This window comes from Leptospira idonii (genome assembly GCF_004770995.1).
Lineage (GTDB): Bacteria > Spirochaetota > Leptospiria > Leptospirales > Leptospiraceae > Leptospira_A > Leptospira_A idonii.
The window spans coordinates 566,251-590,873 of record NZ_RQHW01000047.1 but is presented as its reverse complement, the minus strand read 5'-3'; the positions used below and the strand labels follow the sequence as shown (position 1 = coordinate 590,873).

The 24,623-nt window shown below is 41.3% G+C and carries 21 protein-coding genes; 5 read left to right on the top strand and 16 right to left on the bottom strand.

Annotated features, from left to right (window positions below; genetic code table 11):
• Position 1 precedes the first annotated feature (1 nt).
• From EHS15_RS14790 to rplU, 9 genes are all read right to left on the bottom strand, one after another.
• Positions 2 to 1,156: an LCP family protein gene (locus EHS15_RS14790; protein ID WP_135761322.1), complete on the bottom strand. Its 1,155-nt coding sequence runs from the start codon at positions 1,154 to 1,156 to the stop codon at positions 2 to 4.
• A gap of 7 nt (positions 1,157 to 1,163) precedes the next feature.
• Complete coding sequence (yqeK, locus tag EHS15_RS14785) at positions 1,164 to 1,754, bottom strand: bis(5'-nucleosyl)-tetraphosphatase (symmetrical) YqeK (protein ID WP_246052176.1); 591 nt, start codon at positions 1,752 to 1,754, stop codon at positions 1,164 to 1,166.
• Between the two features lie 4 nt (positions 1,755 to 1,758).
• Complete coding sequence (nadD, locus tag EHS15_RS14780; RefSeq protein WP_135761320.1) at positions 1,759 to 2,346, bottom strand: nicotinate (nicotinamide) nucleotide adenylyltransferase; 588 nt, start codon at positions 2,344 to 2,346, stop codon at positions 1,759 to 1,761.
• A gap of 1 nt (position 2,347) precedes the next feature.
• Positions 2,348 to 3,607: a glutamate-5-semialdehyde dehydrogenase gene (locus EHS15_RS14775; protein ID WP_135761319.1), complete on the bottom strand. Its 1,260-nt coding sequence runs from the start codon at positions 3,605 to 3,607 to the stop codon at positions 2,348 to 2,350.
• On the bottom strand, positions 3,604 to 4,479 hold the full coding sequence (gene proB, locus EHS15_RS14770; RefSeq protein WP_135761318.1) for a glutamate 5-kinase: 876 nt from the start codon (positions 4,477 to 4,479) through the stop codon (positions 3,604 to 3,606). Before proB ends, EHS15_RS14775 begins: the two co-directional genes overlap by 4 nt.
• Positions 4,469 to 5,488 carry a GTPase ObgE gene (gene obgE / locus EHS15_RS14765; protein ID WP_135761317.1) on the bottom strand — a complete coding sequence of 340 codons (1,020 nt, stop codon included), beginning with the start codon at positions 5,486 to 5,488 and terminating at the stop codon, positions 4,469 to 4,471. Before obgE ends, proB begins: the two co-directional genes overlap by 11 nt.
• 73 nt (positions 5,489 to 5,561) lie before the next feature.
• Complete coding sequence (gene rpmA, locus EHS15_RS14760; protein ID WP_135761316.1) at positions 5,562 to 5,819, bottom strand: 50S ribosomal protein L27; 258 nt, start codon at positions 5,817 to 5,819, stop codon at positions 5,562 to 5,564.
• A gap of 4 nt (positions 5,820 to 5,823) precedes the next feature.
• Entirely contained in the window at positions 5,824 to 6,150 is a 327-nt protein-coding gene (locus tag EHS15_RS14755; RefSeq protein ID WP_135761315.1) for a ribosomal-processing cysteine protease Prp, read from the bottom strand.
• The gene (gene rplU / locus EHS15_RS14750) at positions 6,151 to 6,459 is read right to left on the bottom strand and encodes a 50S ribosomal protein L21 (RefSeq protein WP_135761314.1); all 309 of its coding nucleotides are present in this window, start codon (positions 6,457 to 6,459) and stop codon (positions 6,151 to 6,153) included.
• A 114-nt stretch (positions 6,460 to 6,573) separates the two neighbouring features.
• Here rplU and typA point away from each other — a divergent pair, with 114 nt between their 5' ends.
• Positions 6,574 to 8,376, top strand: a complete 1,803-nt coding sequence (gene typA / locus EHS15_RS14745) for a translational GTPase TypA (RefSeq protein WP_135761313.1) — start codon at positions 6,574 to 6,576, stop codon at positions 8,374 to 8,376.
• A 141-nt stretch (positions 8,377 to 8,517) separates the two neighbouring features.
• Here typA and EHS15_RS14740 read toward each other — a convergent pair whose 3' ends face one another.
• Genes EHS15_RS14740 through EHS15_RS14730 form a run of 3 tightly spaced genes read right to left on the bottom strand, consistent with a single transcriptional unit; the run spans position 8,518 to position 13,563 of the window.
• A complete protein-coding gene (locus EHS15_RS14740) occupies positions 8,518 to 10,575 on the bottom strand; it encodes a 7TM diverse intracellular signaling domain-containing protein (protein WP_167884241.1) in 2,058 nt (685 codons plus the stop codon).
• Positions 10,576 to 10,579: 4 nt separating this feature from the next.
• Positions 10,580 to 12,709, bottom strand: coding sequence for a 7TM diverse intracellular signaling domain-containing protein (locus EHS15_RS14735; RefSeq protein WP_135761311.1), 2,130 nt, complete (start codon positions 12,707 to 12,709; stop codon positions 10,580 to 10,582).
• 8 nt (positions 12,710 to 12,717) lie between these two features.
• Positions 12,718 to 13,563, bottom strand: a complete 846-nt coding sequence (locus EHS15_RS14730; RefSeq protein WP_135761310.1) for an SDR family NAD(P)-dependent oxidoreductase — start codon at positions 13,561 to 13,563, stop codon at positions 12,718 to 12,720.
• 79 nt (positions 13,564 to 13,642) lie between these two features.
• Here EHS15_RS14730 and EHS15_RS14725 point away from each other — a divergent pair, with 79 nt between their 5' ends.
• Positions 13,643 to 14,377, top strand: a complete 735-nt coding sequence (locus EHS15_RS14725) for a hypothetical protein (RefSeq protein WP_135761309.1) — start codon at positions 13,643 to 13,645, stop codon at positions 14,375 to 14,377.
• Positions 14,378 to 14,426: 49 nt separating this feature from the next.
• On the opposite strand, the gene EHS15_RS14720 is transcribed toward EHS15_RS14725, so the two are convergent.
• Both EHS15_RS14720 and EHS15_RS14715 read right to left on the bottom strand, forming a co-directional pair.
• Positions 14,427 to 16,238: an alpha/beta hydrolase family protein gene (locus EHS15_RS14720; RefSeq protein WP_135761308.1), complete on the bottom strand. Its 1,812-nt coding sequence runs from the start codon at positions 16,236 to 16,238 to the stop codon at positions 14,427 to 14,429.
• 8 nt (positions 16,239 to 16,246) lie between these two features.
• Entirely contained in the window at positions 16,247 to 17,968 is a 1,722-nt protein-coding gene (locus EHS15_RS14715; protein ID WP_135761307.1) for a GMC oxidoreductase, read from the bottom strand.
• A gap of 112 nt (positions 17,969 to 18,080) precedes the next feature.
• Here EHS15_RS14715 and EHS15_RS14710 point away from each other — a divergent pair, with 112 nt between their 5' ends.
• Positions 18,081 to 19,517, top strand: a complete 1,437-nt coding sequence (locus tag EHS15_RS14710; protein WP_135761306.1) for a metallophosphoesterase — start codon at positions 18,081 to 18,083, stop codon at positions 19,515 to 19,517.
• A gap of 53 nt (positions 19,518 to 19,570) precedes the next feature.
• Here EHS15_RS14710 and EHS15_RS14705 read toward each other — a convergent pair whose 3' ends face one another.
• Together EHS15_RS14705 and EHS15_RS14700 are read right to left on the bottom strand one after the other, a co-directional pair.
• Positions 19,571 to 21,016, bottom strand: coding sequence for an AsmA family protein (locus tag EHS15_RS14705; protein ID WP_135761305.1), 1,446 nt, complete (start codon positions 21,014 to 21,016; stop codon positions 19,571 to 19,573).
• Positions 21,017 to 21,089: 73 nt separating this feature from the next.
• Positions 21,090 to 21,566 carry a hypothetical protein gene (locus EHS15_RS14700; RefSeq protein ID WP_425460648.1) on the bottom strand — a complete coding sequence of 159 codons (477 nt, stop codon included), beginning with the start codon at positions 21,564 to 21,566 and terminating at the stop codon, positions 21,090 to 21,092.
• Positions 21,567 to 21,575: 9 nt separating this feature from the next.
• Between EHS15_RS14700 and EHS15_RS14695 the strand changes: the two genes are divergently transcribed.
• Positions 21,576 to 22,643: a hypothetical protein gene (locus EHS15_RS14695; RefSeq protein WP_135761304.1), complete on the top strand. Its 1,068-nt coding sequence runs from the start codon at positions 21,576 to 21,578 to the stop codon at positions 22,641 to 22,643.
• 146 nt (positions 22,644 to 22,789) lie between these two features.
• Entirely contained in the window at positions 22,790 to 24,610 is a 1,821-nt protein-coding gene (locus EHS15_RS14690; RefSeq protein WP_135761303.1) for a GAF domain-containing SpoIIE family protein phosphatase, read from the top strand.
• Positions 24,611 to 24,623 lie beyond the last annotated feature (13 nt).

The following is a 24,623-nucleotide window of genomic DNA, read 5'->3' as shown; positions in this document are numbered from 1 at the left end:
CTTATTCCTTTGTTCCTTGGAAATCTTCTCCTAAAACGACCGTAGCATCCAGTCCCAAGTCTTTTCTGAGTGCATAAAATACCTTTCTTCCTTGAAAGGTTTCCGATATGGAATCGGTGTATTGTGTGTTTCCGGAGCGGTTTAAAATCACACTTGTAGTAAAATTATTTTCCCAAGCATTGTCTACTGTAAGTACTTTGAGTCCTTTATCGTTTAAAAGTGCTTTCCCGTATCTCGCCAAACCGTTTTTAGCTGTTCCATTTAGAACCTCGATTCTCGCTCTTTCCCCATCGGAGAAATAAATGGAACGAACATCGGAGGAAAATTTTGTGAACGCTACTTTTACAGTGTCTTTCTTCGCTTTAAGGATTTCATCTTTTTTCTTAGGTCTGCCAATAGGTTCTCCTGGAAGTTCGGAAACGCCGTATTGAATCTTTTCTTTTTTTAGAAAATCGATCAGACTCTCCCAGTCTTTCGCGGAAAAATTGTTTTCGATTCTTTCATGGAGAAGGGTGACTCTTTGTTTTGTCAGAAAATCTTTCTTCAAGTGCAGGGATTCCAAAAGAGTTAAAATCACGCTTTCTTGGGTTTCCAAACGACGGAAGTAAGAAAGAGTTTTTTTATCTTCCAGATGGGAAATGACGTCGAAACAATCTTCTCCGTCCAAGTTGTACACTTTTTCCTTTCTTTCGTATCGATCCGTGATTCTGCTGGACTTAGGTTCGAAGAACACTTCTAGGCCGCCTAACAAATTGATTAGATCTTTGAAGTTGGTTTCCGAAATGGTAAGTTTGTATTGGATGGAATGATCTAAAATATCTTCCAAGGAGGATTCCAAATGCCCTGGGGCGCTGTTCCCTCTTTCTTCCAAAGATTTTTCCTCATCTTCAAAACTGGTCAGAGGATTTACGAAAAATAGAGCCGCCTTTTTTTCCTGAGGATATAACTCCGAATAGAAGGAAAAAAGATATTTCTCAGAATCTGAAAGTATATGAACTAAGATGGAAATTTTTTTCGAGGAGGATAGTTTTTGATCCACATAAAAATTGCCTCGGTTCTTTAAGCTGAGAATCAGAAGTGCTAAGACTAAAAACCCTCCTGCTGCGATCAAAAGATAAACTGGTTTTTTGGATGGATGGGTAGGTTCTTGTATCATTTATATTTTAACTTTCTTTTAACGCAAGTACTGCCTGGTTGTAGGTGACAATAGTATCGTCGTGGATGGTATTTCTGGTTTCAATCAGATTATTCAATGTTTTCATCGCTTTGAGATAGATTCCGAAATTCAGATTTTCCTCCGTTTTTCGAATCCAAACGGGCAAATCGGTCTGTTTTTCGGCGTATTCAGAGCCTAAAAAATCGCTGGCATAGATGATTTTTTGGAGGAGGCTCATGTCTTTTTTGCCAAGAGTGTGGATGCGCATCGCGGATAAAACTTCTTCGTCATGATAGCCGAAGTCGTGTTTCAAATAAATAGGAGCGCTGAAAGCATGATACGCTTCTTTGGGAATTTTATCATACTCCGGAGACGGTTCTTTTTCGAAATATTTCAAATGGAATTCGTTTTTCTTTTGTTTGGTGATATCATGCAGAATCCCTACCAGATACGCTTTTTCCGGATTAGGATAGGAATGAATGCTTGAAAGAGTCTCCGCAAAACCTGCGACTCTCAGACAATGTTCCCATCTTGTGGAAGTGATCTCTTCCGGAACGATCGTTTTGAAATATTGAATCCATTCGAAGTCGGTTTTCACGAATCTAAAACCAGCCCTTGTCTGCCAAATACCGCAGAGCATTCGGATTCATCCATTGTTTTGCATATTCTAAATCTCTATCATTTCTGATACGAGAGGAAGAAATGTCCCAAAGTTCATTGTCCAACACTTCCGATTTGTTTTGAATTTCCAAACTGGGGAAGGTAAGAGGAAGGGGAGATGGTGTATGTCTTCTCAATACGAAAAAAGAACTGAGGATGGAATTCAATTCTTCGAATCTATACCATTGGTGGAGACCAGTGAGGCTGTCTTCCCCGATGCAAAGACCGATCGTTTCTTTCGGATGGTTTTCTTTTATTTTGGCGACAGTATCGAATGTGTAGCTGATTTTTTGATCTTTGATTTCCACATCGGATAATAGGACTTTTTCACCTAACAAAGATTGAAATGTCAATTTGCATAGTTCCCAAATATCGTCAGCGGAAAGGGATTTGCTTTTTTTAAATGGAGAAATGGCGTTCGGAACGATCCATATTTTTGATACGGATGTGATCTTGGATAAAATTGTCTCTACGATTCGAAAATGACCTAAATGAGGAGGGTCGAAACTTCCGCCGTAGACGACAATCATCTCATCCTCTCGTTTGCCCGGATCCGGTTACAAATGTAGTTGTAGTCGTTAAGTGGATGAGCCCCATCGGTCCGCGAACATGTAGTTTTCCTGTCGAGATTCCCACTTCCGCACCTAATCCGAATTCTCCTCCGTCGTGAAAACGTGTGGAGCAGTTCACAAAAATCGCAGCGCTGTCTAGTTCCGATTGAAATCTTCTCACGGAGCTTATGTCCTCGGAAAGAATACATTCCGTATGTCCTGAACTATGAATTCGAATGAAATCCATGGCTTCATCCAAGGAAGAGACAGTTTTTACGCTAAGTCTTAGGTCTAAAAATTCAGTAAAGTAATCTTCGTCTGTGGCAAGTTCTGCGGAAGGAAGAAGTGTTTTTGTATCCGTATCCAAAAGAAGACGAATTCCTTCTTTTTCCAAAGAAGTGAGAAGTTCTTTTCTATGGGGATAATCTTTATGTAAAAGAAGGTTTTCCAAAGCGTTACAGACTCCCGGTCTTTGTGCTTTGGAATTCAGTAGGATGGGAAGAACGATTTTAGGATCTGCGGAAACATCTACGAATAAATTGGTAACGCCTTTATCGTGTTTTACGACAGGCACTTTACTGTTCTGAGATACGAATTGGATGAGAGCTTCTCCTCCTCTAGGGACGATAAGATCGATGTAACTGTCCAAGTGAAAAAAAGGAACCATTGCTTCTCTTTCCGTATTTTCTACGAAAGAAACACAAGCCTTGTCGATATTTTCCTCTTCCAATGTTTTATGGAAAAGTCCGCTGAGAAACAGATTGGAATGAAACGCTTCCGATCCTCCCCTTAAGATACATGCATTTCCCGATTTAAAGGAAAGCGCTGCGATATCGATGGTGACATTCGGTCTGGATTCGTAAATGGTCATTACGACTCCGATCGGAACTCTTTTTGTGACAAGCTCCAATCCGTTGGGAAGTGTAGTACCTCTTACAACCTCTCCCACAGGATCGGGCAAAGATTTGATTTCTTCCAAACTTTTGATGATATTTGCGATTCGTTTGGAATCCAAAAGAAGACGATCCAAAAGAGCATCGGAAAGCCCTTTGGTTTTTCCGTTTTCCATGTCTTTTTTGTTTTCCGAAATGATTTGGGTTTCAGAGGCCTTTAAATTTTGGATGAGTCTTTCCAAAACCTTATTTTTGCGCATTGTGCTTAAGGATCTGATTTTTTGACTGGCAGCTTTTGCTTGTTTAGCGACACTCAGAGCCGTTTCCGAAAATGAATTCGTGGTCATACGGATTCTCCTTCTTCTTTTGTAATGGCAAAAAATTGATTTTGGATTTCTCTTTCCGTAGGTGTTTTGCGGGAGTGATTTTCGTTGGCGACAAGCGTTCCGAAATCTTCTTCCTGAAAAAAGCGGGAAACAGAGGATTTGATTTCTCCGTTCAAAATCCCTGTGATGATTCCGAAAGGGAGTAGAAGTTTCGCCGCCTTCAATTTGGTGGCCATTCCTCCCGTGCCTGGACCGGAGGGACCGGTAGCAAAAGATTCCTCTTTTTCTCCGATCTCTTCCAACAAGGATTGTTTTTTGCCTTCGATTAAAAATCCGTCCACACCTGTGAGAATCATCAACAGATCGGCTCCTACAATGGAAGCGACTATGGAAGATAAAATATCATTGTCTCCGATTTTAATCTCTTCCGTGGCAATGGAATCGTTTTCGTTGACGATGGGCAAAATCCCCCAATCCAAAAGTTGGCGAAATGTGTTTTTCAAATTGGAAAGATGTTTTTCCTCATAAAGATCATGGCGGCCGAATAAAATCTGTGCGATAGGAAGATTCACTCTGCTGAAAAAACTGTCGTAAAGATTAAGAAGTCTGTTTTGCCCCATAGCAGCAAACGCTTGTTTTTCGGAAAGGGTGACTGAGCCGTTCACTTCCTTTCTGTATATTTCATTGTATAATTTTTTGCCTTGTGCTATGGCTCCGGAAGAAACTAAAATCACTTCCTTACCTTGGTCTCTGAGAGCGCGGATGTCTCCCGCCAAACCGAAAAGGAAATCGTTGATTTTGGGACTCTCACCGGAAACTCGCGCGGAGCCGATTTTGATCACGATGGTTTTTGCGGATCTTATTTTTTCTAAATAATCCTTTCTAGTTCTCATACGCAAGTTTGGATCTTTCCCATAAAAAAACTTTATCGATCCTTTCCATCAGATATTCCAGATTCATCTCTTTGTCTGCGGAAATGAAAACGATCTCTCCCAAATGAGAGTAGGTTGCTTTGATTTCTTCGGTAAACGCAGGATCATCCCAAATATCCATCTTATTGATTACGATCAGAAACGGTTTCTCAAGAAGAGTTTTGTTATAGGATCCCAATTCGTTTCGGAGCATTTCCAATTCTTCTTCCAGAATGAGGTTTCCTCCGTCGAACAGGAACAAAATCCCTTGCACTCTTTCGATATGCTTCAAAAAGGAAAGACCAAGTCCCACTCCTTTAGACGCCCCTTCAATGATTCCTGGAATGTCCGCTACGGTATAACGAAACATATCATTGAAACGGTGAACGACTCCTAAATTAGGAGAAAGTGTAGTGAAAGCATAACCTGCGATCTTGGGATGTGCATGAGTGATTTTAGAAAGTAGGGTGGATTTTCCCGCATTCGGAAGACCCACGATCCCTATATCCGCCAGAAGTTTCAACTGAAGGATGATGGATAATTCTTCTCCGTCTTCTCCCGGCTGCGCAAAACGAGGTGTTTGGTGAGTGGATGATTTGAAAAATACGTTTCCTTTTCCTCCTCTTCCTCCCTTGGCGAGAACGAAAGTTTCCGCATCTTCGGTAAAGTCGTGGAGGAGTTCCCTCGTTTGTTCGTCGAACACTTGTGTGCCGACAGGGACTTTGAGAACTAGATCTTCTCCGTGTTTTCCCGTTCTATTTTGGCCGAGACCAGGATCTCCGTCCGCTGCAGAGTAGAGTCTGTCGGGGAGATAATTTTCCAAAGTCATCATTCTTGCTTCGGCAACTAACGTGACATTGCCGCCCATTCCTCCGTCTCCTCCGTCGGGGCCTCCGAATTCCACGAATTTTTCTTTGTGGAAATGTACGGAACCTGCACCGCCGTGTCCGGCTCTCACTCGAATGGGAACTTCATCAATAAAACTGCTCATGGGGTTTTAATAAAAAAACCCGTCGGAGGTTTGCCTCGAACGGGTTTTCATGCTCACTGATTTTGTGAGCAGATTAGTTTTTTGGGTAAACGGAAACTTGTTGTCTTTCTTTCGTTACATGTTCGAAAGTTACAACACCGTCAGTCAAAGCATATAGAGTGTGGTCACGACCAATCCCTACGTTCTTTCCAGGTTTGAATTCAGTTCCGCGTTGTCTTACGATGATGTTTCCGGCAATAGCCAATTGACCGCCGTAAACTTTTACGCCTAAACGTTTCGATACCGAATCACGACCGTTCTTTGTGGATCCCCCGCCTTTCTTTGTAGCCATTTCCTTACCTCTTTATTATTTCTTCTTGGATTCGAATCGCATCCGGATATTGGGAGGAGAGTGCTTTTAAGCCGAACTCTACCATTTGGAGTAGATTTTGATAGTTCTCTTGTTTTTCTGAAGAGATCAAAAACTCCAAATCACCATCTTCCTTTTTTTCTTTTTCCAATGCTTTTTGCCAGCTTAAGTAAGAGTGAGCACTCTGAACTAGAGTGGAAACTCCTGCACAAAGAAGATTTTCTCCTTTGTTTCCCCATTCTTTAGGGGAATGACCTTCTACATGGAAACCTGCGATACGACCTCCTTGGTAGTATACTTTTGTATGAATCAATTAACCGCTGATAGAAACTACTTGCAGCTTTTGGAGTTGTTGTCTGTGTCCCCAAGCTTTTTTGTAGTTCTTACGCTTTTTGTATTTAAAACCGTGGATTTTATTTGCTTTGCAGTCTTCTAGGACTTTCAAAGTAACTTTTGCGCCGGCAAGTGCAGGAGCTCCGATGTTTACTTTGTTATTGTCGGAAAGGAGAAGAACCTTTGCATCCAATGTATTTCCTACAGTAATTCCTGTTTTATCAGCTGTAAATACTTGTTCAGGAGCTACCTTAAATTGTTTTGCTCCGAGTTCAATAATTGCGAACATAAACCTTTCCTAATCTCAAACTAGTGGTTCTTACCAGGATTTCTATGTCTACCACCTTGTCAAATATAAATCTACATCGACATGAAAGAGCTTTCTTAATTTTTGGTAAAAATAATGGAAATCCGGAACATCGCAATTATCGCACACGTAGACCATGGGAAGACCACCCTTACCGATTGTATCTTACGCCATACAGGCGCGGTCACAGCCAAAGAAGATCGAGAAAGAATCATGGACTCGAACGCTTTGGAACAGGAGAAAGGGATTACAATCCTGGCAAAAAACACTTCTGTAAAGTATAAAAACACAAGAATTAATATCGTAGATACTCCAGGCCACGCCGACTTCGGCGGGGAAGTAGAAAGGGTTCTGTCCATGACGGACTGTACACTTCTTCTGATCGACGCTTTTGACGGCCCTATGCCTCAAACTCGTTTCGTTTTGGGTAAATCCCTCCAGTTAGGCCACAAACCGATTGTGGTAGTGAATAAAGTGGATAGAGACGGTGCCAGACCGGGTTTTGCTGTAGATAAAGTATTCGATTTATTTTCCGACTTAGGTGCTACGGAAGAGCAGTTGGACTTTCCTATCATCTACGCATCCGCAAAACAAGGTTGGGCGGTGAATGAGCTTTCTGAAGCTCCTGGAACCAACATTGAACCTCTTTTGGATAAGGTTTTGGCTCATGTTCCTCCTGTGGAAATCAACGACACAAGACCTCTTCAATTCCAGGTAACTGCTTTGGATTACAATGAATACGTTGGTCGTATCGCCATCGGCAAGATGTATGCCGGAAAAATCCGTAAAGGGGGAGATGTCACTCTCGCTAAAACAAACGGAACTACTGCTAATTATAAAATCACCAAACTTTACGGTTACGAAGGACTCACTCGTTACGAAATCGAAGAAGCATCTTCCGGAGATATCGTAGCTCTTGCGGGAATTCCTGACGTGTTTATCGGAGATACGGTTTGTGATTTAGGAAATCCTCTTCCTCTTCCTGCCATCCAAGTGGAAGAACCTACCGTTTCCATGTTCTTTATGGTAAACAACTCTCCATTCGCAGGAAAAGAAGGTAAGTTCGTCACTACTAGAAACTTGCGTGAAAGATTGGACAGAGAATTGGAAACGAATGTGGCTCTCCGTTTGGAAGAAACAGAAGACAAAGATCGTTTCAAAATTTTGGGAAGAGGAGAACTCCACTTATCCATCTTGATCGAAACCATGAGAAGAGAAGGATACGAACTTCAAGTTTCCAGACCGGAAGTAATTTTGAAAAAAGATGAAAACGGAGAAAAAACAGAACCTTACGAAACTTTGGTGATGGATTTACCGGACCAATACTCCGGTGCTGTGATCCAAGAACTCAACCGCCGTAAAGGGGAAATGCAAGGAATGGATGCTCATACTTCCGGAATCACTCGTGTGGAATACATCATTCCTACAAGAGGACTCATCGGTTTCAGAGGTCATTTCATCTCTGAAACAAGAGGGGAAGGAGTAATGTCCAGCCGCTTCCTTAAATTCGACAAATACAAAGGTGAAATTCCTGGAAGAAAGAACGGAGCTTTGATTTCTATGGACTCAGGAGAAGCGACTGCTTACGCTCTTTGGAAAGTTCAGGAAAGAGGGGATCTTTTCATCGAACCGCAAATCTCCGTATATCCTGGAATGATCTTAGGAATCAACAGTCGTGATTCTGATTTGGAAGTAAACCCAGTGAGAGAGAAAAAACTCACAAACGTTCGTGCTTCCGGATCTGACGATGCGATTCGTCTCACTCCTCCTAAAAAACTCACTTTGGAACAATCCATCGAGTTTTTGGATGATGATGAACTATTGGAAGTGACTCCTCAGAACTTGCGTCTTCGTAAAAAAGTGTTGGATGCAAGCATGAGGAAGAGATCTAACAAGTAATAGTTGTTCAAAGATCTTTAACTTTTAAATGATTTAAGAAAAAGGCGCCGTAAAGAGCGCCTTTTTTATGTACGAGAGAAAATCATTGGGAGAGCTACGGATAGGGATTAGTGCGGGGCTTTTCGCATCATTTACTTAATTTTAGTTCACTTCGATGGTAAGAAGTGTGAGATCATCCTGCAGACCTCTCGGCCCTACATAATGTTTCACTTCTGAAATCAAATCTTCTGCGACTCGATCGATAGGATCATTTTTGCTTAAACAGGAAAACACTCTTTCTTCTCCGAATTCCTTTCTATTTTGATCGAATTCTTCGAACACTCCGTCAGAAAAGAAAAAGATTCTATCTCCTGAAGAGATAGGAACATCTACCGCTTGGTAGGATACGTCTTTTTTTAAACCGATGATCCTTCCTTGGGCTTTCAAGGGAGAGGTAACAGAGGATTGGCGGATGATCTGAGGAGGATGGCCTGCAGATGAGAAGGAAAGTGTTTTTTCGTTTAGATCAATATCCGCTAGAATAGCGGAAAAAATCATATTCATCGATCTGTACTTTCTGATGCACTCATCGTTTAGAATTTCCAAAATATGGGAAGGCTTGGAACGGATGTTTTTTAAACTTTCATACTCCGCCTTGATTGCCATAGTCAGAAGTGCCGCCTGGACTCCGTGCCCAGTGGCATCGACTAGGAAAAATCGAAAATGCCCAGGAGCTAACTCATGTATATCGTAAAAATCCCCTCCGATTTCCGCCATAGGAAGGTAGTAGGTGAATATAGAGAGTGTTTTAGCTTCGAAATCCAGCTTAGGCAAGGTCCTTTGTTGGAGTTTTTGAGCCATCGCTAAATCGGCTTTCATCAATTTCAATGAATCGTTTAGGTCTCTGGTTCTTTCCTCAACGATTTGTTCCAATTTCACATTGATCGATTTATAAGAATCTGTAAGTAGAGTCTGCATTTCCAAGGCTTTCGCTTGGGCTTCTTCTTTCTCTTGTTTGATGGTATTGATTCGGGAAGCAAGTGCGAAGGAAAGCAGAATCACCTCTAAGGCGGCTCCTATCTGAAGTCCGTAATTGGTGATAAATACAGCAGGCAATAGTCCGAAAGATTTGAGACCATATAGGATTCCTCCTGTAAGAAGAGTCAGCCATGCGATCAAATAATACATCGCAGGACGGTATCCGCTGGCAAGGGAATTCATCGCAGCTCCCAGGACGATGGGAACATTTAACATTGCATAAATGGCAAGTATGGAGATGATTGTTGAGATTTTAACGAATAAGGAAACGACAGTAAGTATGCTTCCCAAAATAAGGGAAAATTTTAAAAACTTATCGATGATCGGGGAATTCTGAGAAGTGAGTAGAAAGTATCTTGTAAATAGAAGTACGGTAATGGGAAGGAGCGGGATCAGAAAAGTAGGAGCATAACTGGCGAGCCAAACCGAATCAGGCCAGACAAACTGGAATGCGAGTCCGTTCAAACTCATCTGCAAAAGCCCGAAACAGGCGATGTAGATCACATAGAAAAAATAACTTAAATCTCTTACTGCAAAGAATAGAAATAAATTATAGAGAACCATTACGAAAATCAATCCGTAATAAATTCCAAAGACGAACTGTTCGTAGACGATTTGATTGGTAAAAGAAAGTTCGCTTAGGATGGTAAGAGGGACGGAAACTGTACTTTCCGATTCTACTCTTAGGAAATAGACGTTTTTCCCTTTCGGGTTCGGTAAGGAGGATGCTTCCAAATCGAATACGAAATTTCTATATTTGATTGCCCTTTCCCGAAAAAGATGGGAGTCTCCTTCTTTTTTTACCAAGTAACTTCCGTTTGCTCTGGGAATGTAAAGATCTACATGATCCAAAACAGGGTGACCTACTTCCAAATACCATTTTTTAGTTAGGTCGGATTCGTTCATGAGAACGATTCGAATCCAATAGGCGTTTTGAGAGAAACCCAGATTCAGATCCTTATAGATTTCAAAATCGGATTCTTTCAGAAGGGAAATTTCCTCGATCGTTTTGGATTTGTCCGCATCCACATAAATAGAAACATTCCCACCGATTTTGTATTCCGTTTCCGTCGGTTTGAGAAGAATTGATTTTAAATCGGAAGTTTCTTGGCTCCATAGGGAAGCAAAATTGAGGAAAAACAAAAAGGTTAGGATGGATTTGGATCTGAAAAAAGAAGGCATTTCTTTATTTTCCAAAGGAAGAAGGATCATTAGGTAGTAGTTCTGCGCCGCTTCTGTTGTCAACAGCAAGAGGGTTCAGAACGGCGTACAGTCTTTTTAAATAGAGCTGAGTGGCTTTGTCTTCCGGATTGGTTCGAATTACTTGATCAAAATGGAGCTTTGATTCTTCAAAATTCTTTTGGTGGAAAGAATGGACACCTTTTTCATAACTTTCTTTCGTTTCCAGTTTCAGGTCTTTTTCCTGAGGTTCGTCTCCGTCTATGATTTCATAAATGGAAACAGGCTTTTGTTTTCCTTTCACAGTGACTCTGTCCAAAAATCGAAATTGGAACTGGTTTTCCTGAATTTCTCCCACAGTGATGTCGCTGACAGCGATTCTTGCTCCATATACTTTTGTTAGACTTTCAATGCGGGAGGCCAGATTCACTGTATCGGAAATCACTGTTCCTTCCAATCGTTCTTCTGCTCCGATGGTTCCCAACATCAACGAACCTGAGTGGATCCCGATTCCGATCTGAATCGGATCGTAATTGCGGGTGGATCTGTATTGATTGTATTCTTTCAGATACAATTGCATTTCCACTCCTGCTGCAACAGCATCCAACGCGTTTCTTTGGAATAAAGCCATAATCGCATCCCCGATGAACTTATCTATGAAACCGTTGTGTCTTTGGATGATGGGACTCATTCTGCTCAGATACGAATTGATGAAATTGAAATTTTGTTCCGGTGTCATTTGTTCGGATAACGTGGTAAAGGAGCGGATGTCGCAGAATAAAACAGCCATCTCTTTTTGGATTTGGTCTCCCAATCGTACATCTAAGATGGATTCTTTTCCCAAATTCGCCAAAAAGTCCCTTGGCACAAAACGAGCGTAAGACTCTGTGAGTATCTTCTGCATCTCCAAGGTTTTGGCTTGCGCATCTTCCTTTTCTTTTTTGATCATATTGATCCTGGAAGCAAGAGCAAAGGAAAGTAAAACCACTTCCACCGCCACACCGATTTGCAGACCGTAGGTGGTTACAAAAACGGCGGGGAGAATGCCAAAAGATTTTAGTCCGAAAAGAACTCCTCCTGCCAGAAGGGTCATCCAAGCCGTGAGATAATAAATGGCAGGTTTGTATCCTTTTTTCAAAACATAGATGGCGATTCCCAAAACCAAAGGAACATTTACCATCGCATACACTCCCAAAACCCATAAAATAGATGAGATTTTGACGAAAAGGGAAATGACAGTGAGGACGATTCCGAAGAATGCTGAGGTTTTTAAAACTTTGTCGATAAAAGGAGCATATTCAAACGTTAACAGAAAGTATCTGGAGAACAGAATGACGCATACGGGAAGAAGGGGGATAAGAAATGTGGGGGCATAACTTGCCAGCCAAGGAGAATCCGGCCAAACGAATTGGAAAGCAAGCCCGTTCAAACTCATCTGCAGAAGACCGAAGGTGAGTATATAAAAAACGTAAAAGAAATAACTGAGGTCTCGGATGGTAAAAAATAAGAATAAATTATAGATCGCCATCACCAAAATCAATCCGTAATAAAGACCGAATATGAATTGTTCTGCGGAATTTCTATTCGTGAATTCTTTTTCACTGAGTATGGTCAAAGGAAGATTGACTGTGCTTTCCGATTCGATTCTCAGATAATACACCAACACATCTTCTTCTTTTCCCTGATTGTTTTCGTTCCAAAGATCGAAAACGAAATTACGATGGTTGATTTCCCTTTCATAAAAAGGAAACTTGTCTCCTAAACTTTTTTTAGTATAAAAATGGTTTTTGGGGATGTATAAGTCCAGTTTGTCTAGAACAGGATGACCCACTTCCAAATACCATTTTTTAAAACCTTCCGACTTGTTTTGAACGGGAATTTTCAGCCAATAGGCAGAATCTGAAATTCCGAAATTGAGTTTTTCAGGAAATACAAACCGGCTGTCTTCCAGTCCCAATATATCTCCTATCTCCATTTTTTTTTGTTCGTCGATGAAAACGGAGACGTTAGGGGAGATTTCATAAGTCTCTTTTTCATCAGTGATTGTGATGGGATTCGAAATTGTTTCCGAGAAAACGGAAAAGGTCGTACAGAAAGAAAAAAGGAAGAGCAGTAAGTGGGTCTTGGTTTTTATCATGGGCGGGCTTATGTAACTATGCCTAATGTTTTTGCAATCATACGATCAAACCATCTGGTAGGGAAATATTCTCCCAAAAGAGTATCCGTAATGAAACTACTTTTTAAATAATATCGAACTTTTGGATGAGGGGAATACAAAGCCTTTAGAATGGTTTGAATCACTAGATCCAAAGGAACCCCTGAATTTGCTTTTTTTTCATTCATTCTGATGAACTTGAGGATGGATTCCCTATATTTCGAATCTTCCGCACTGGTTTTTAACCTTTCGTTGATTTTGTCCGTCAGAGAGGTTTTGATCGGTCCCGGCAAAATGGAAATCACATCGATTCCGTCCCCAAAAAGTTCTCTTCTGAATCCGTCGTTCAATGCTTCCAATGCGAATTTGGAAGAGGAATAGGCCGCTAGATAAGGGAAGGTTCTGACTCCGCTTAAAGAACTGATGTTGATGATCCTTCCCGGCGATTGAGATTTGTTATGTGTCAAAAGAAGAGGGTGAAATGTTTTTATCATCAAAAAAGGGTTCAGAACGTTCACTTCCCATTGGTTGCGAAAGGATGAGGACTCCATTTCCAAAAGAGGACCGGGGATCACTGTTCCCGCATTATTGATAAGTCCTTTTAGATTCTGTTCTCCCAATTTTTCCCGGACCTCATCGAATGAGGAAGCGATTTCTTTTTCGGAAGTGACATCGAAGTAAAGAGGGTGAAAGGATGCTCCGAATTTTTCTGTTAGTTCTTTTCCTTTTTCCTTGGAACGAAGGCTTCCGAAAACGAAACTTCCTTTTGCCATCAAACTCTCTGTCAGAGCTTCCCCGATCCCTGAGCTAACACCGGTAACTAAGAAGTGGTCCATAGTCTGAATTTCAATAAATCAGTTCGGAAAGTAAATTATATATTGCAAAAAAAAATATGATTTTGTTTTTTATGGAACCATGACTGGAATCGGACATTTATCTTCTGCGTTTTTGATCAAATCCAAATTTAAGAACATCCCCATCTGGCAATTGCTAATCGGTTCTGAGATTGTGGAACTGTTTTGGGTGATTTTGAATTGGAATCCACTTTCCATAGAGCCTCCTCTTGAGTTTATGAAAGTAAATCTCCCTTTTGCTTACATCGGAGACATGCGTCTTCTGAACCAACCTTACTCCCATTCTTTGTTAGGAGGGGTGATCATAGGAATTTTCCTATTTTTAGTGTTCAAAGCATTTCGTTTTGTCACATGGAAAGAATATTTAGGGTTTGCCTTAGTCGTTTCCAGTCACTTTCTTTTGGATTATTTGGTGCACGACCACGATTTGCAGATCTTTCCATCTGAGTCTGCGGAAAAGATAGGTCCTTTTTTATCTTTAGATCCGACAAACCCTAGTTTAGGGGTGAGCACTGTTGCTCCTCTTTTGGGACTGGCCTTTCAAGTTGTATTCTCTTTGCTTTGTTTTGCGGTATTTTTGAAACAATTTCGTTTTGATGACACAAAAGATCGAAAAAAGTTTTTCTGGGTGATTCTATCTTTGCATTTGTTTTCGATTCCCATTTTCCTCAAAGGAGCCATGACATTTTTCATTCGATCCGAAATGGCGATGGTTCTGATTGTACTTTTGGATATGTTATTTGCGGGAGTGATGTTGTATTATTTTTCTAAAAAAGCGAAGGCTGCTACCGCCTAATCTTGCGAAACACAGGTGCTGAAGAACTCCAGCACCTGAATCGAAATTTCTATTTCCCCTGACTGTATTTTTTCAAAAACTTTACGATTTCAGGAAATACATCCTTATCACTTTGTTTTCCCATCAATGTATCTTGGTGGCCGTATCCTTTTGCGATAAAAAGTTCGTTTTTATTCCCAGGATTCAGTCGGTTCAAAGTTTCGAATGTTGTGATGTTCGAATTTCCGAAAATTTTGTTTTTATCTCCCGTTAGAAATAGGATAGGAGTTTGGATTTCCGATGCGTATTCCAAATATTGGTTCGGAAGGGAATTGTATTTTTCATCCTTCACTTCGTATTTCACCATAGATTTTTTAGAAACCGCTTTGCGAATATGCCTATAGTAATGTAAGGAAGTCGCTCCGAATAGATCTCCCAATCTTCTATGAGTGATTTCGGAAAGATTTTTATGTTCGTAACAAGCGGGCCAACCGGTTCCCCACATAAGGCTCAGCATATGACAAGCAGGGTTGTTGCATTCCGGATGGAATAAATCCACCACTTTGGAAAGTAATTTCCCTTGTGCGATTCCGGGAAGGTATTGCCAGCGAGGGTTTACATTCGGATAACGAAGCACATTTTCGATCAGAAAAGGAGCGAACCAAAGTTTGATCTTAGACCAGGTAGCTACGTTAGGTGTTAAAGAAACACTGTTGGATACTACGCTCGTAATGCCTGTGATCTTTTTGGCAAACAAACTCATAAAAAAGCTGATGGAGCCTACGCAATGTACTACGAAGTGGATTCTTTTGTCTTTTCCTACAACCTTTCTGACTTCCTCCAATGCCTTGGGAACATCGTAAAGAGCGATATCATCCAAGTTGTAACGATGAGGAAATAAATTATAGGGGTGTCTGAAACTTCCTCTCCAGTCGAAACTCCATACATCCGTATATCCGCTTTCATGCAGATAGGTGACCAGGTTTTTATGTTCCGGCATGATGTACATATCCGTGGAAGTGGTGAGTCCGTGCATCAAGACAACCACATCTTTTGTTTCCTTTTTCAGGAAACGGATGAGGCTGAGAGAGATTTTATCTTCCGTAACGAAAGGATAAGTAGTGATTTGGGAATGTTTTACTCCTTCCAAAGTATAAAGAGCGATGTCTCTTTCTTTCCAAAGTTCCGGTTCTGAACTTCTCAGATGTGGCCCATATACATCCCAAAGATTTCCTAAAAACAATTCTCCGAACCTGAGCATTGCATCTTTTCGTTCCGAAAAATTGCGACCGTTCGATTGGAACGTTGTCATCTGTTTGAGAAAATCTTTCTCTAGGATTCTAAGAATTCCCTTGGCAACTATGACAGCTTTTTTCTCTTCTTTTTCCTCCACAAAACCGTCGTAAATGGTTGTGTAAAGAGTGGAAGTATCCGTCCAAATTCGCAGGATCCCGTCGTTTTTTACCGCTTTGAATCCGCTCAATGTCAATTTTTTGCCGCTTGCATTTTCGATGAAAAGACGGTATTTCATGTGTTTTTGATTTTGATCCGGATCTCCGAAATCGGTGAAACAATTGAAAACACCTTTTACTACCGGGAACTTTCCACCTAATGCGTCTGATTCGACCCATCCTGCAGCTTCTCCCGTTTCCTGAGGATCGTACACAAAAAACTCAGTGTCCGGAATTTTAATCGTTAGGTGAAACATCAGATAATTGTTTTCTTCTTTGCCCAGCTCGTAAGATTCCTCAAAACTTTCTTTTTGAGAGAAATGAACATTTCCTTTCATTTCTTCCGTAAAGGATAGGGAAACGGGATGTTTTCCGAAAACGGAAGGGATCGAAGGAGTTTTCTTTTTTGCAGGAGAGAGTGTTTTTGCCATATTGAACCTTATACTAGTTTTGCGTTTGGTTTGATTCCGGTGATTGCTTCCGCCACTCTTTCGGAAAGTGCGGCGATGGTCATGGAAGGATTCGCTCCGACTGCTGTCGGCAAAAGACTTCCGTCTGCCACAAATAGATTCGTGTATCCGAAAACTTGCCCGAACGATTTGGGATCGGAAGAACAAACTCCATTGGAAGAAGCGGTTCCCAACACACAACCGCCTAATGGATGCACTGTGACATTGTTTCGAATGGGCCAAGAATAGGTAGGCATAGGGAAGTCGAATTTTGCATCCGTATATTTGGAAAATTGATCCGTAGTTTCCAGAATGGAATCGTACAGAGGTAAATTTTCTTTCTGAGGCCATTTGATTTGCAGATCGTTGTCTTTGTCCAAATACATTTTACCGTTGGAGGAATCGATTCCCATACAAAGTAGAACCGCAGATGTGTAAGAGATATCTCCTTTTAGGATTTCGCTCAATAGAAAACCGATGCTTCCGAAGATTTTTCCATCCAGAATTCTTTTAAATATCTCTTTGATTTTGGTCCAAATGTATTTGAGCCGGAAAATAAGAGGGATCGCACCTTCCACAAGATAGGAAGCAAATACAGGATAACTTGCATCTTCCAAAACATATGCTTTTTTAGGATCGAAATTTTCGAAGAGGTTGTGATCCGTATATTGAGTGATCACCGGTCCGTAATTGGGATCGGCAGGTTTGTTTCCTCTCGCAACGAAAGAAAGAAAGTCTCCGTTTCCTGAAAATTGTTCTCCCAGGCGGTCTGAAATTTTACTGAGTGTTTTGTATTCCAGTTTGGATTTTAAGAGAAGTTCCGTTGTCCCTAAAGTTCCTGCAGATACGACAACTCTTTTGGTGTCCACGAATCCGAACTGAGGGATGGGGGTAGAGAAATTTGCATACTGAACTCGATACCCGTATGTACCCGTTTCGGAAACATCTTCTTCTCCGAATTCATTCAAAGGAATGATTTTGCTTACCAAATGTTCCGTTCTCACTTGAAGTTTGTGTTTTTTTTCCGCAACGAACAGATAGTTCAGATCCAAAGTGTTTTTGGAGTGTGTGTTGCAGCCGATGTCGCATTCCGCACAATATGTACAGGAAGTTTGTACTGCACCGTATTTATTCTTTTCTTGGACGCCTATGTCCGTAGGTTTTTTTAGATTGTTTCCGAAGAAAACATTGATGTTGGCTCTTTTCGAAACTTTATGTTGAGATTTCGCAAAGGATTCATAAAGTTCCGTACGAACGACTCTTCTTCTCGGATCGTTTTCGAAGGAAGGGATGGGACGAGAACCCATCACTTCTTTTACAATTTTATAATAGGGAGTTAGGGTTTCCTTTTTGCAGGAAGTTGGCCATCTTTTGTCAAAGATATGTTCGGGAGGTTCCAAAAAGACATTGGCATAGATGAGAGAGCCCCCTCCGAAACCTGCAGAAAGCACCACATCTAGCTTAGGATAGTTGCGGATATCGAAAAGTCCTGTTCCTTTGTCTCCTTCCTTTTTAGGAAAACGAAAATGACCCTTAGGAATGGAGGCGGTCCAAAAGTTTTTGGCCATATCGTGAGGGCTTCTGGCAAAAGATCCCATCGGATAACGTTTTCCTCTTTCGAAAATAAGAACTTTATTTTTCCATTTTTTAGAAAGTCTGCATGCAGTGATGGCGCCGCCGAATCCACTGCCGATTATAACTGCTTCTAACATTAGCTCCCCTGAACTGAAACTTACCGAATCATCATTTTAATTCTTTGGTTTGCAATAATTAATTGTATGTTATATGAATTTTTTTGAAATGCGTTAGGTTGAGGAGTTTTGAATGACAAAGATACGTTACATGGTTCTATCCGACATCCATCTGGGTGCATATAACAGCTTACTTACTTATATAGAAGAAAATCAGAATCATTCTCCCCGTTATCGAGTGAATGCGGAAAAAACATCTCCCGTTTTAAAAGATCTTTTCCCTGTTCTAGAAACAATTGTACAAAAAATCAACGGAACTTCCTCTCCTAAAGTGGAATTCATCCTTCTGGGAGACGTATTTGAATTGGCTTTGGGGAGCATCAGTGACGCCTCCATGAGCTTCGAGAGATTTTTGGAATGTTGTTTTTCCAAAGGCACTCGTTTTTCAGATCACATGATTTACATTCCGGGGAACCATGACCATCATCTTTGGGAAACAGCTCGCGAAAAACAATACACCGATTACATTGCAAGTCTCAAACCCAAAGAAAAAATCCAAGATGCTTGGCACACAACCAAAATGATCTCTCCCGATTTCGTCACATCTGATCTGTTAACCGAAATCATGAGAAGAAACAAAGGACTCAAACGAGGGATCGTAAAAATCGCTTATCCGAATTTGGAAATTTCTAATTCGAAACAAACCAAAACGATCTTTCTCACTCACGGTCATTTTTTAGAGAACATTTATGAATTGATGAGCAGCTTGCAATCGATCATCTTCCCCGAGAAACAGAATAAAAAAACAATTTATGATTTAGAAAGAGAGAACTTCGCTTGGATCGATTTTTTCTGGTCCACATTGGGAAGATCCGGATCGGTCGGGGAAGGGATCGGACTCATTTATGACAAACTACAAAGTGAAAAGGCGATTCAAAAATTAGCAACGAATGTGGCAGGTTATCTCGTCGGTCTTTTGAAGATCGGACCCATCTTACGTTTTTTTCTCAAATACGGACTTGGATTTTTTCTGGGAAAATGGATCTCTAAAATCGGGCAGTCTGAAAGGGGAATGTCTGATGGAGTGTTAGGGGAAGAGATCACCACGAACTTGGATCGTTATTTTCAGGAACTGCTCCCCGGGCAATGGGAAATGGAAACGGATCGAAAGTTTCCGAACGAATTCGAATTTATCTTCGGACACACTCATAAACCTTTCAGTTCCGATGCGAAAGACTTAGGTTTGAAAACTGAGAATGTTTCCTTATTCAATACGGGGGGATGGGTTGTGGATACTGTGGAACCGACACCCGCACACGGAGGAGCTGTGATTTTGATCGATGACGATGCGAATGCAGTTTCGTTCCGAATCTACAAGGAACAAGATCAAACTCCTTTTTTCGAAGTTCCTTCCGGAAAATCGAATCCTCTTTATGAATCTTTATCTAAAAAAATAGATTTGGATGCGGCGGTATTTCTCAAATTGAAAGCAACCATTCATTCCGAAATCGAATTGAGAAGGAAGGTGATCGAAGCCCGCATTAAGGAACAGGCACCGAGCGAGAAGTGAAGGAAGAGGAGAAGATATTTCTTTTGTAAAAATATCTTCTCCTGGAAAAGAAATTAGAATCCCAATCCTTTCAGAGCATTTCCTGCTCCGGGGATATTTTTCAAAGCATCCGTTGCTTTTCCCTTGATGAGTTCTTTCACGGCTCCTCCGATCAAACTGGAGATAGAACCGATATCGACCCCCAATTGTACGCTGGGATTTCTCAAATCACCGTACGTTTTGAACGGAATATTGATTCGATCTCCTTTGATGATATTTCCTAGGAGTTTGTTGCGGAGTTCTTTCGGATCTCCTTGTCCTTTGGTGGCTTCCTTGATTTTTGCATCCACACCCGCGATTGATTTTTTGGATTCTTCTTCATCGTAAAGAAGGCCCATTTTCAATTCGTGGGAATTGTTCGTGATCACCAAATAAGAACCCTTGTTGATCTGAAGATCGTAATTTTTGGTAGGGAAGGTTGGTTCGTCCAGGAAAGTAATTTTTCCGTTGTTATACGAAACTTTGAAACTTACGTCTTTTTTCAAAACCGCTTTCTCTTTCAGTTTGTCCAGTTTCAATCCCGCTTGGTTGAGAAGAGGAAGTTCTCCCGCCAAAGCATCGAAAGCGGCAAATCCGGAAACGAATGAATCTTCAACCATTGTTACATTATATGTTACCGTTGGATTCACAAGACCGGATTCTACTACAAACGGCTGTAAATCGCCTTTGGTTTCTAAAATGAATTTTGCAGCTTCGTTTTTGCTTCTTCCTATGACGAAAACATCCGCATCTAAGTTGATTCCTATATGGTTGTGTTCTTTTAAGTCGCTTCCATCAATATCGATATCTTTCAGTTCGAAATCCAAGGCTTGGATTTTTATGACCTGCCCCGTTTTTTTCATTGTGACTTGGACATCGCCTTTTTTCACTCCGACTAACCCCATTTCAATGGCAATAGGGATGTCTTTGATGCTGAAAGGTTGGGAAGGTTCGTTTAGTGCTGCAGCACGAGCTTCTTCTTCCTCTTTTTTACGTTCTGCGATTGCCTCCGGGCTGAGTGCTGGGTTCGGTTCTCCGTTCACCGTAGCAGGAGCCTTAAAGAGAGGAGTGAGATTGTTTCCTCCCGATTCGAACATAACGAAGGATACTTTCGGTTCTTCGATCACCAATTTCTTCAGTTCGAATTTTTTCATTAAGATCCCTAGAAGAGAGAGTTTGATATCCGCTTTTCCGATGGAAATGACTGCCGATTGGATCGGTTTTCTTTCCGAAAGAGGAGTTCCCTGATTGGCTACGTTGTCGCGATAGGCCAATTGGATCCCTTCTACTTCTACGCTGGAAAGAGCGCTGAATAAATTTATATTCACTTTGTCTACGTTCGCACGAACATTGATTGCGGATTCAATTTGTTTCACAAGAAATTCGTTGGTTAAAAAACTTCCCGCAAAAACCAAAGCAAGAATCAATACGGCAATCAGTAAGCCGAAGAGGCCGCCGACTGCGTAGATGATTTTTTTCATGAGAGACTCCTAGGTGGTTGGATCAAAACCCCAATAGAATCTCTTTGAAAAAGAGGATTGTAAAGTAAAAAAATTAAATAAACCGAACGGAACTGATGATGTTGGAAAGATCTTGGAAAAGTTCGTCTTCGATTTCTTCATCCGTATTGTAAGTCGCAAGAAGCATTTTCGTTTGATTTGCGATCACATACACCATCCAGATGCGGTCTTCTTTCTGGAATTCACAGGCACGAATCGAGGAACCTTCGTTATTTTCGAAATGAGCCACTTTGTCTTCGTCATAATCGATTTCGTGAATTTTCAGATAATTCTCCAACTCTTGACTGACATCGAAGTGGTCTTGTTTGGATTCGAATGCATAAAATTGCAAAGCGCCGCCGCCTTCCGGTTGAAAGAAGGCAGGGATTTCTTCCACCACCATCTGTTCCCAAGAAGCAGGATACAAAAGAGAATACCATCCTTGCGGAGAACGAAATTGTTTAAACATGGGTCTAGTCATAAAAGAAAACTCAAGAAATCCCTTTTCTTTCCAGGAAATACTCCGTTTCATGACGGTAAAATGATTTTCCTTTTTTTAAGGAGAGGTTTCTTTTCTCTGTTTTGTCTGGGACTTGTATCTCTCTGTTTTTCCAGTCCTGTTTTTGCTCAATTTGCAGGGTATCAGCCTGCAGAATCGTCCGCTTATAATTCCGGTTTATTTTCACAAGGTGCAGGGCTTCGCCATGAAATGTCCAATCTCAGTGGAAATCATTCCTTTCTGATCAGTCATAAAACCAATTCTGTGGAAGCAGGTTTCGGACTTAGCAGTTCAGGCAAAACCACTTCCGCTATCCTCCTGAACGGAGGAGGTTTTTATAAATTCAGTGAAAATTGGGGAGTGGGAGTTCGTTTTAAGCCGGTCTACAATCGTTTTTTTCCAGGAGAGGAACGACTCATCAACTATGCGATGAACGGAATCCTCAGTTATAAGGTTTCTGAAAATATATATCTGGGGCTCGGTGTGGGTCCTGCCGTTTCAAATCGACCGGGAGGATTCAGTTCCTATTCTTGGAATGTTTCCGGATCCGTAGGAATCATATTAGGAAACTTAAACATAGGTTTGGTGGCAGAATCTCCGGGAGTCTATCGTTTTGAAAATTATTTAGGAAGCGAAAAATTAAAGGAAAGGCTTCCCGAAAAAGCAGTATTAGGTGCTCAGTATCGCATCCATCCTGCCTTTTTTCTTTATGGAGAGTTCGGCCGTGTCTTTTGGGAAAGGGCTATGTTCAGCCAGAATGGATTGGAAGAAAGACCTGGCTTTCGAGTGAGAGCATCTTACACGGGAAGCATTGGAGCCGGTTTTTCTCCATGGAACAATAATGTGCAGATCTTAGCGGGAATTGGAACTTTTGCGAACCCTACTAGTATTGGAATTTTGGATCCTGTGTATGGCGCCTCACTGGGAATCAACGGAGAAGTCCTTCCTTCCATTTTGGGAAAAGGGTATTTTGCAGGAGTGTATTTGCAGAGAACCGGAATCAACCAACCGAAGGAATATTACGAAAGGGAGACCAGGGTCGGATTTCAATTTTACTCTCGTTGGGGGGACGAGGCTTCGGAAGAAACATCCCCATTGCCCAAAAATTAAACTTCTTGCTTATTTTTTAAAATCCCCTAAAAATCATTGTTCAATAAATAGACAGTCTGTATAAAAAACTGCGATAAATTGGCTTTTTTCATCGTCTTGCTTAGTCGGTACGATTTTTGCATCGCAATATACAAAAGGTACCATCTATGGTTGATTTCAAAGTATCTAAGCGTATGCTCGTTAACTTCCGTGGCCAAAATAAGGTCGTCGGGGGATTAACCGATAAAGATAAAATCGCGATTCTACTCTATATCTCTAAAGAATTTGCAAACTTGGACAGGGAAGATCAACTTTTTTCCAAAGTCATTTTGATCTGTCAGGAGATTTTTGAATCCGATAATACAACTCTCCGTCTTTGGGACGGAGAATTTTTAGTTCCGGTTAAATTCGTCAGTGAAACAGAACCTCCTCGCAGAAACTTAAAATCGGGAGAAGGGTATTCCGGTACGGTTTTCGAATCCAGAAAACCGATCTTAGTGAACGATTTGTCCAGGTCTCCCGACTTCATCGATGAAGGCGAAAAAACAAGATCCGTTATGTGTGTTCCCATCATCCAAAAAGATGAGACATTGGGAACCTTAGCTGTGGAAAGCAATAGGGAAAACTTTTATATCCAGGATGATTTGGAAATTTTGGAAGCTTTGACATCCCAATTGGCTTTAGCTTTATCGAGCGTTAGGCTAATTGAAGGACTTGTAACCGCAAGAGCCAGAGAGGCCGCCATTCTCAATCAGTTGGAATGGGACTTGAAGATGGGAAGGAATGTACAAAGTCAAATTCTTCCTCAGGATTTAAGTGCTTGGAACGGGGTCTATTTTGCGACTCATTACGAACCGATGGCGGAAGTGAGCGGCGATTTGGTCGATATCGTAAGGCAAGGTCATTCTTTAACAGCGATTAATATCGATGTTTCCGGCCATGGGATTCCTGCCGCTCTGGTAACTATGGCGATCCATCACCAATTCCGTCGTTCCGTAATGGCCGGTTTGGGTTTGACGGAGATCATGGAAGAGTTAGGCGAGAATCTTAGGGAACAATTGCCTGAGTCCACTTATTTCACCGCATTTATGGTGAGAATCTTCAGCGATTATACTTTCGGTTATGTGAATGCCGGCCACCAAAGAATGCTTCATTACAAAGCGGCAGACGATGCGTTTCAATCTTACGATACCAAAGGAGTTCCTTTGGGAATCCTTCCTGTCCGCAAGACGGATTATGAAGAAAAACAAGGCAGATTAGAGCCCGGTGATTTTCTTCTTCTGATTTCGGATGGTTTCAGCGAACAAAGAAATGCGGAGAAGGAAGAAGTGGGAGTGGAGAGAATCCAAGCTTGGCTTCAGGACGAAAGAGAAGAGCTTCTGATCGAAGGAAAGGGAAAGTTCGAATTAAAAACTCTTTCTCAACGTTTTTTGAAACGTTTCCGGAGTTACCAAGGGGATGTTCCTAACGGAGACGACTTATCTTATCTGTTCCTTCACTGCAACGACTCTCTTCCCGAGGCATCTCATTACATGCAGATGGCAAAACAGGCAAATGCGAAACAAAAAACGGAAGATTCCTATGCGCTTGCTTCCAAGGCATTTGCGATCGATCCTTCCTTAAAAGAAACACTTATGTTTTTGGGCAAAATGTATTATAGGGACGGAAACTATGTGGAGTCGATCCGTTACTTGGAAGAGTATCTGAAAACATCAGGCGATAATACGGCAAGTTCTCATTTTATGATGGGGAGAGCCTATTACAAGGCGAACCGAATTTCAGAAGCGAAGAGGGCTCTAAAAATGGCTCTTTCTTCCGATCACTCTTTTGCGAAAGCAAGCATACTTCTTGCACAATGTTATTTAAAAGAAAATGCGAAACCAAAAGCGATCAAAGTATTGCAACAAGGCGTGAAGAACACGCCACAAAACAGTGAGTTAAAAGCCTCTTTGGTCAAACTAGAGGGTATCTCACAAAGGGCTAGTTAGGGAAAAAAAATAT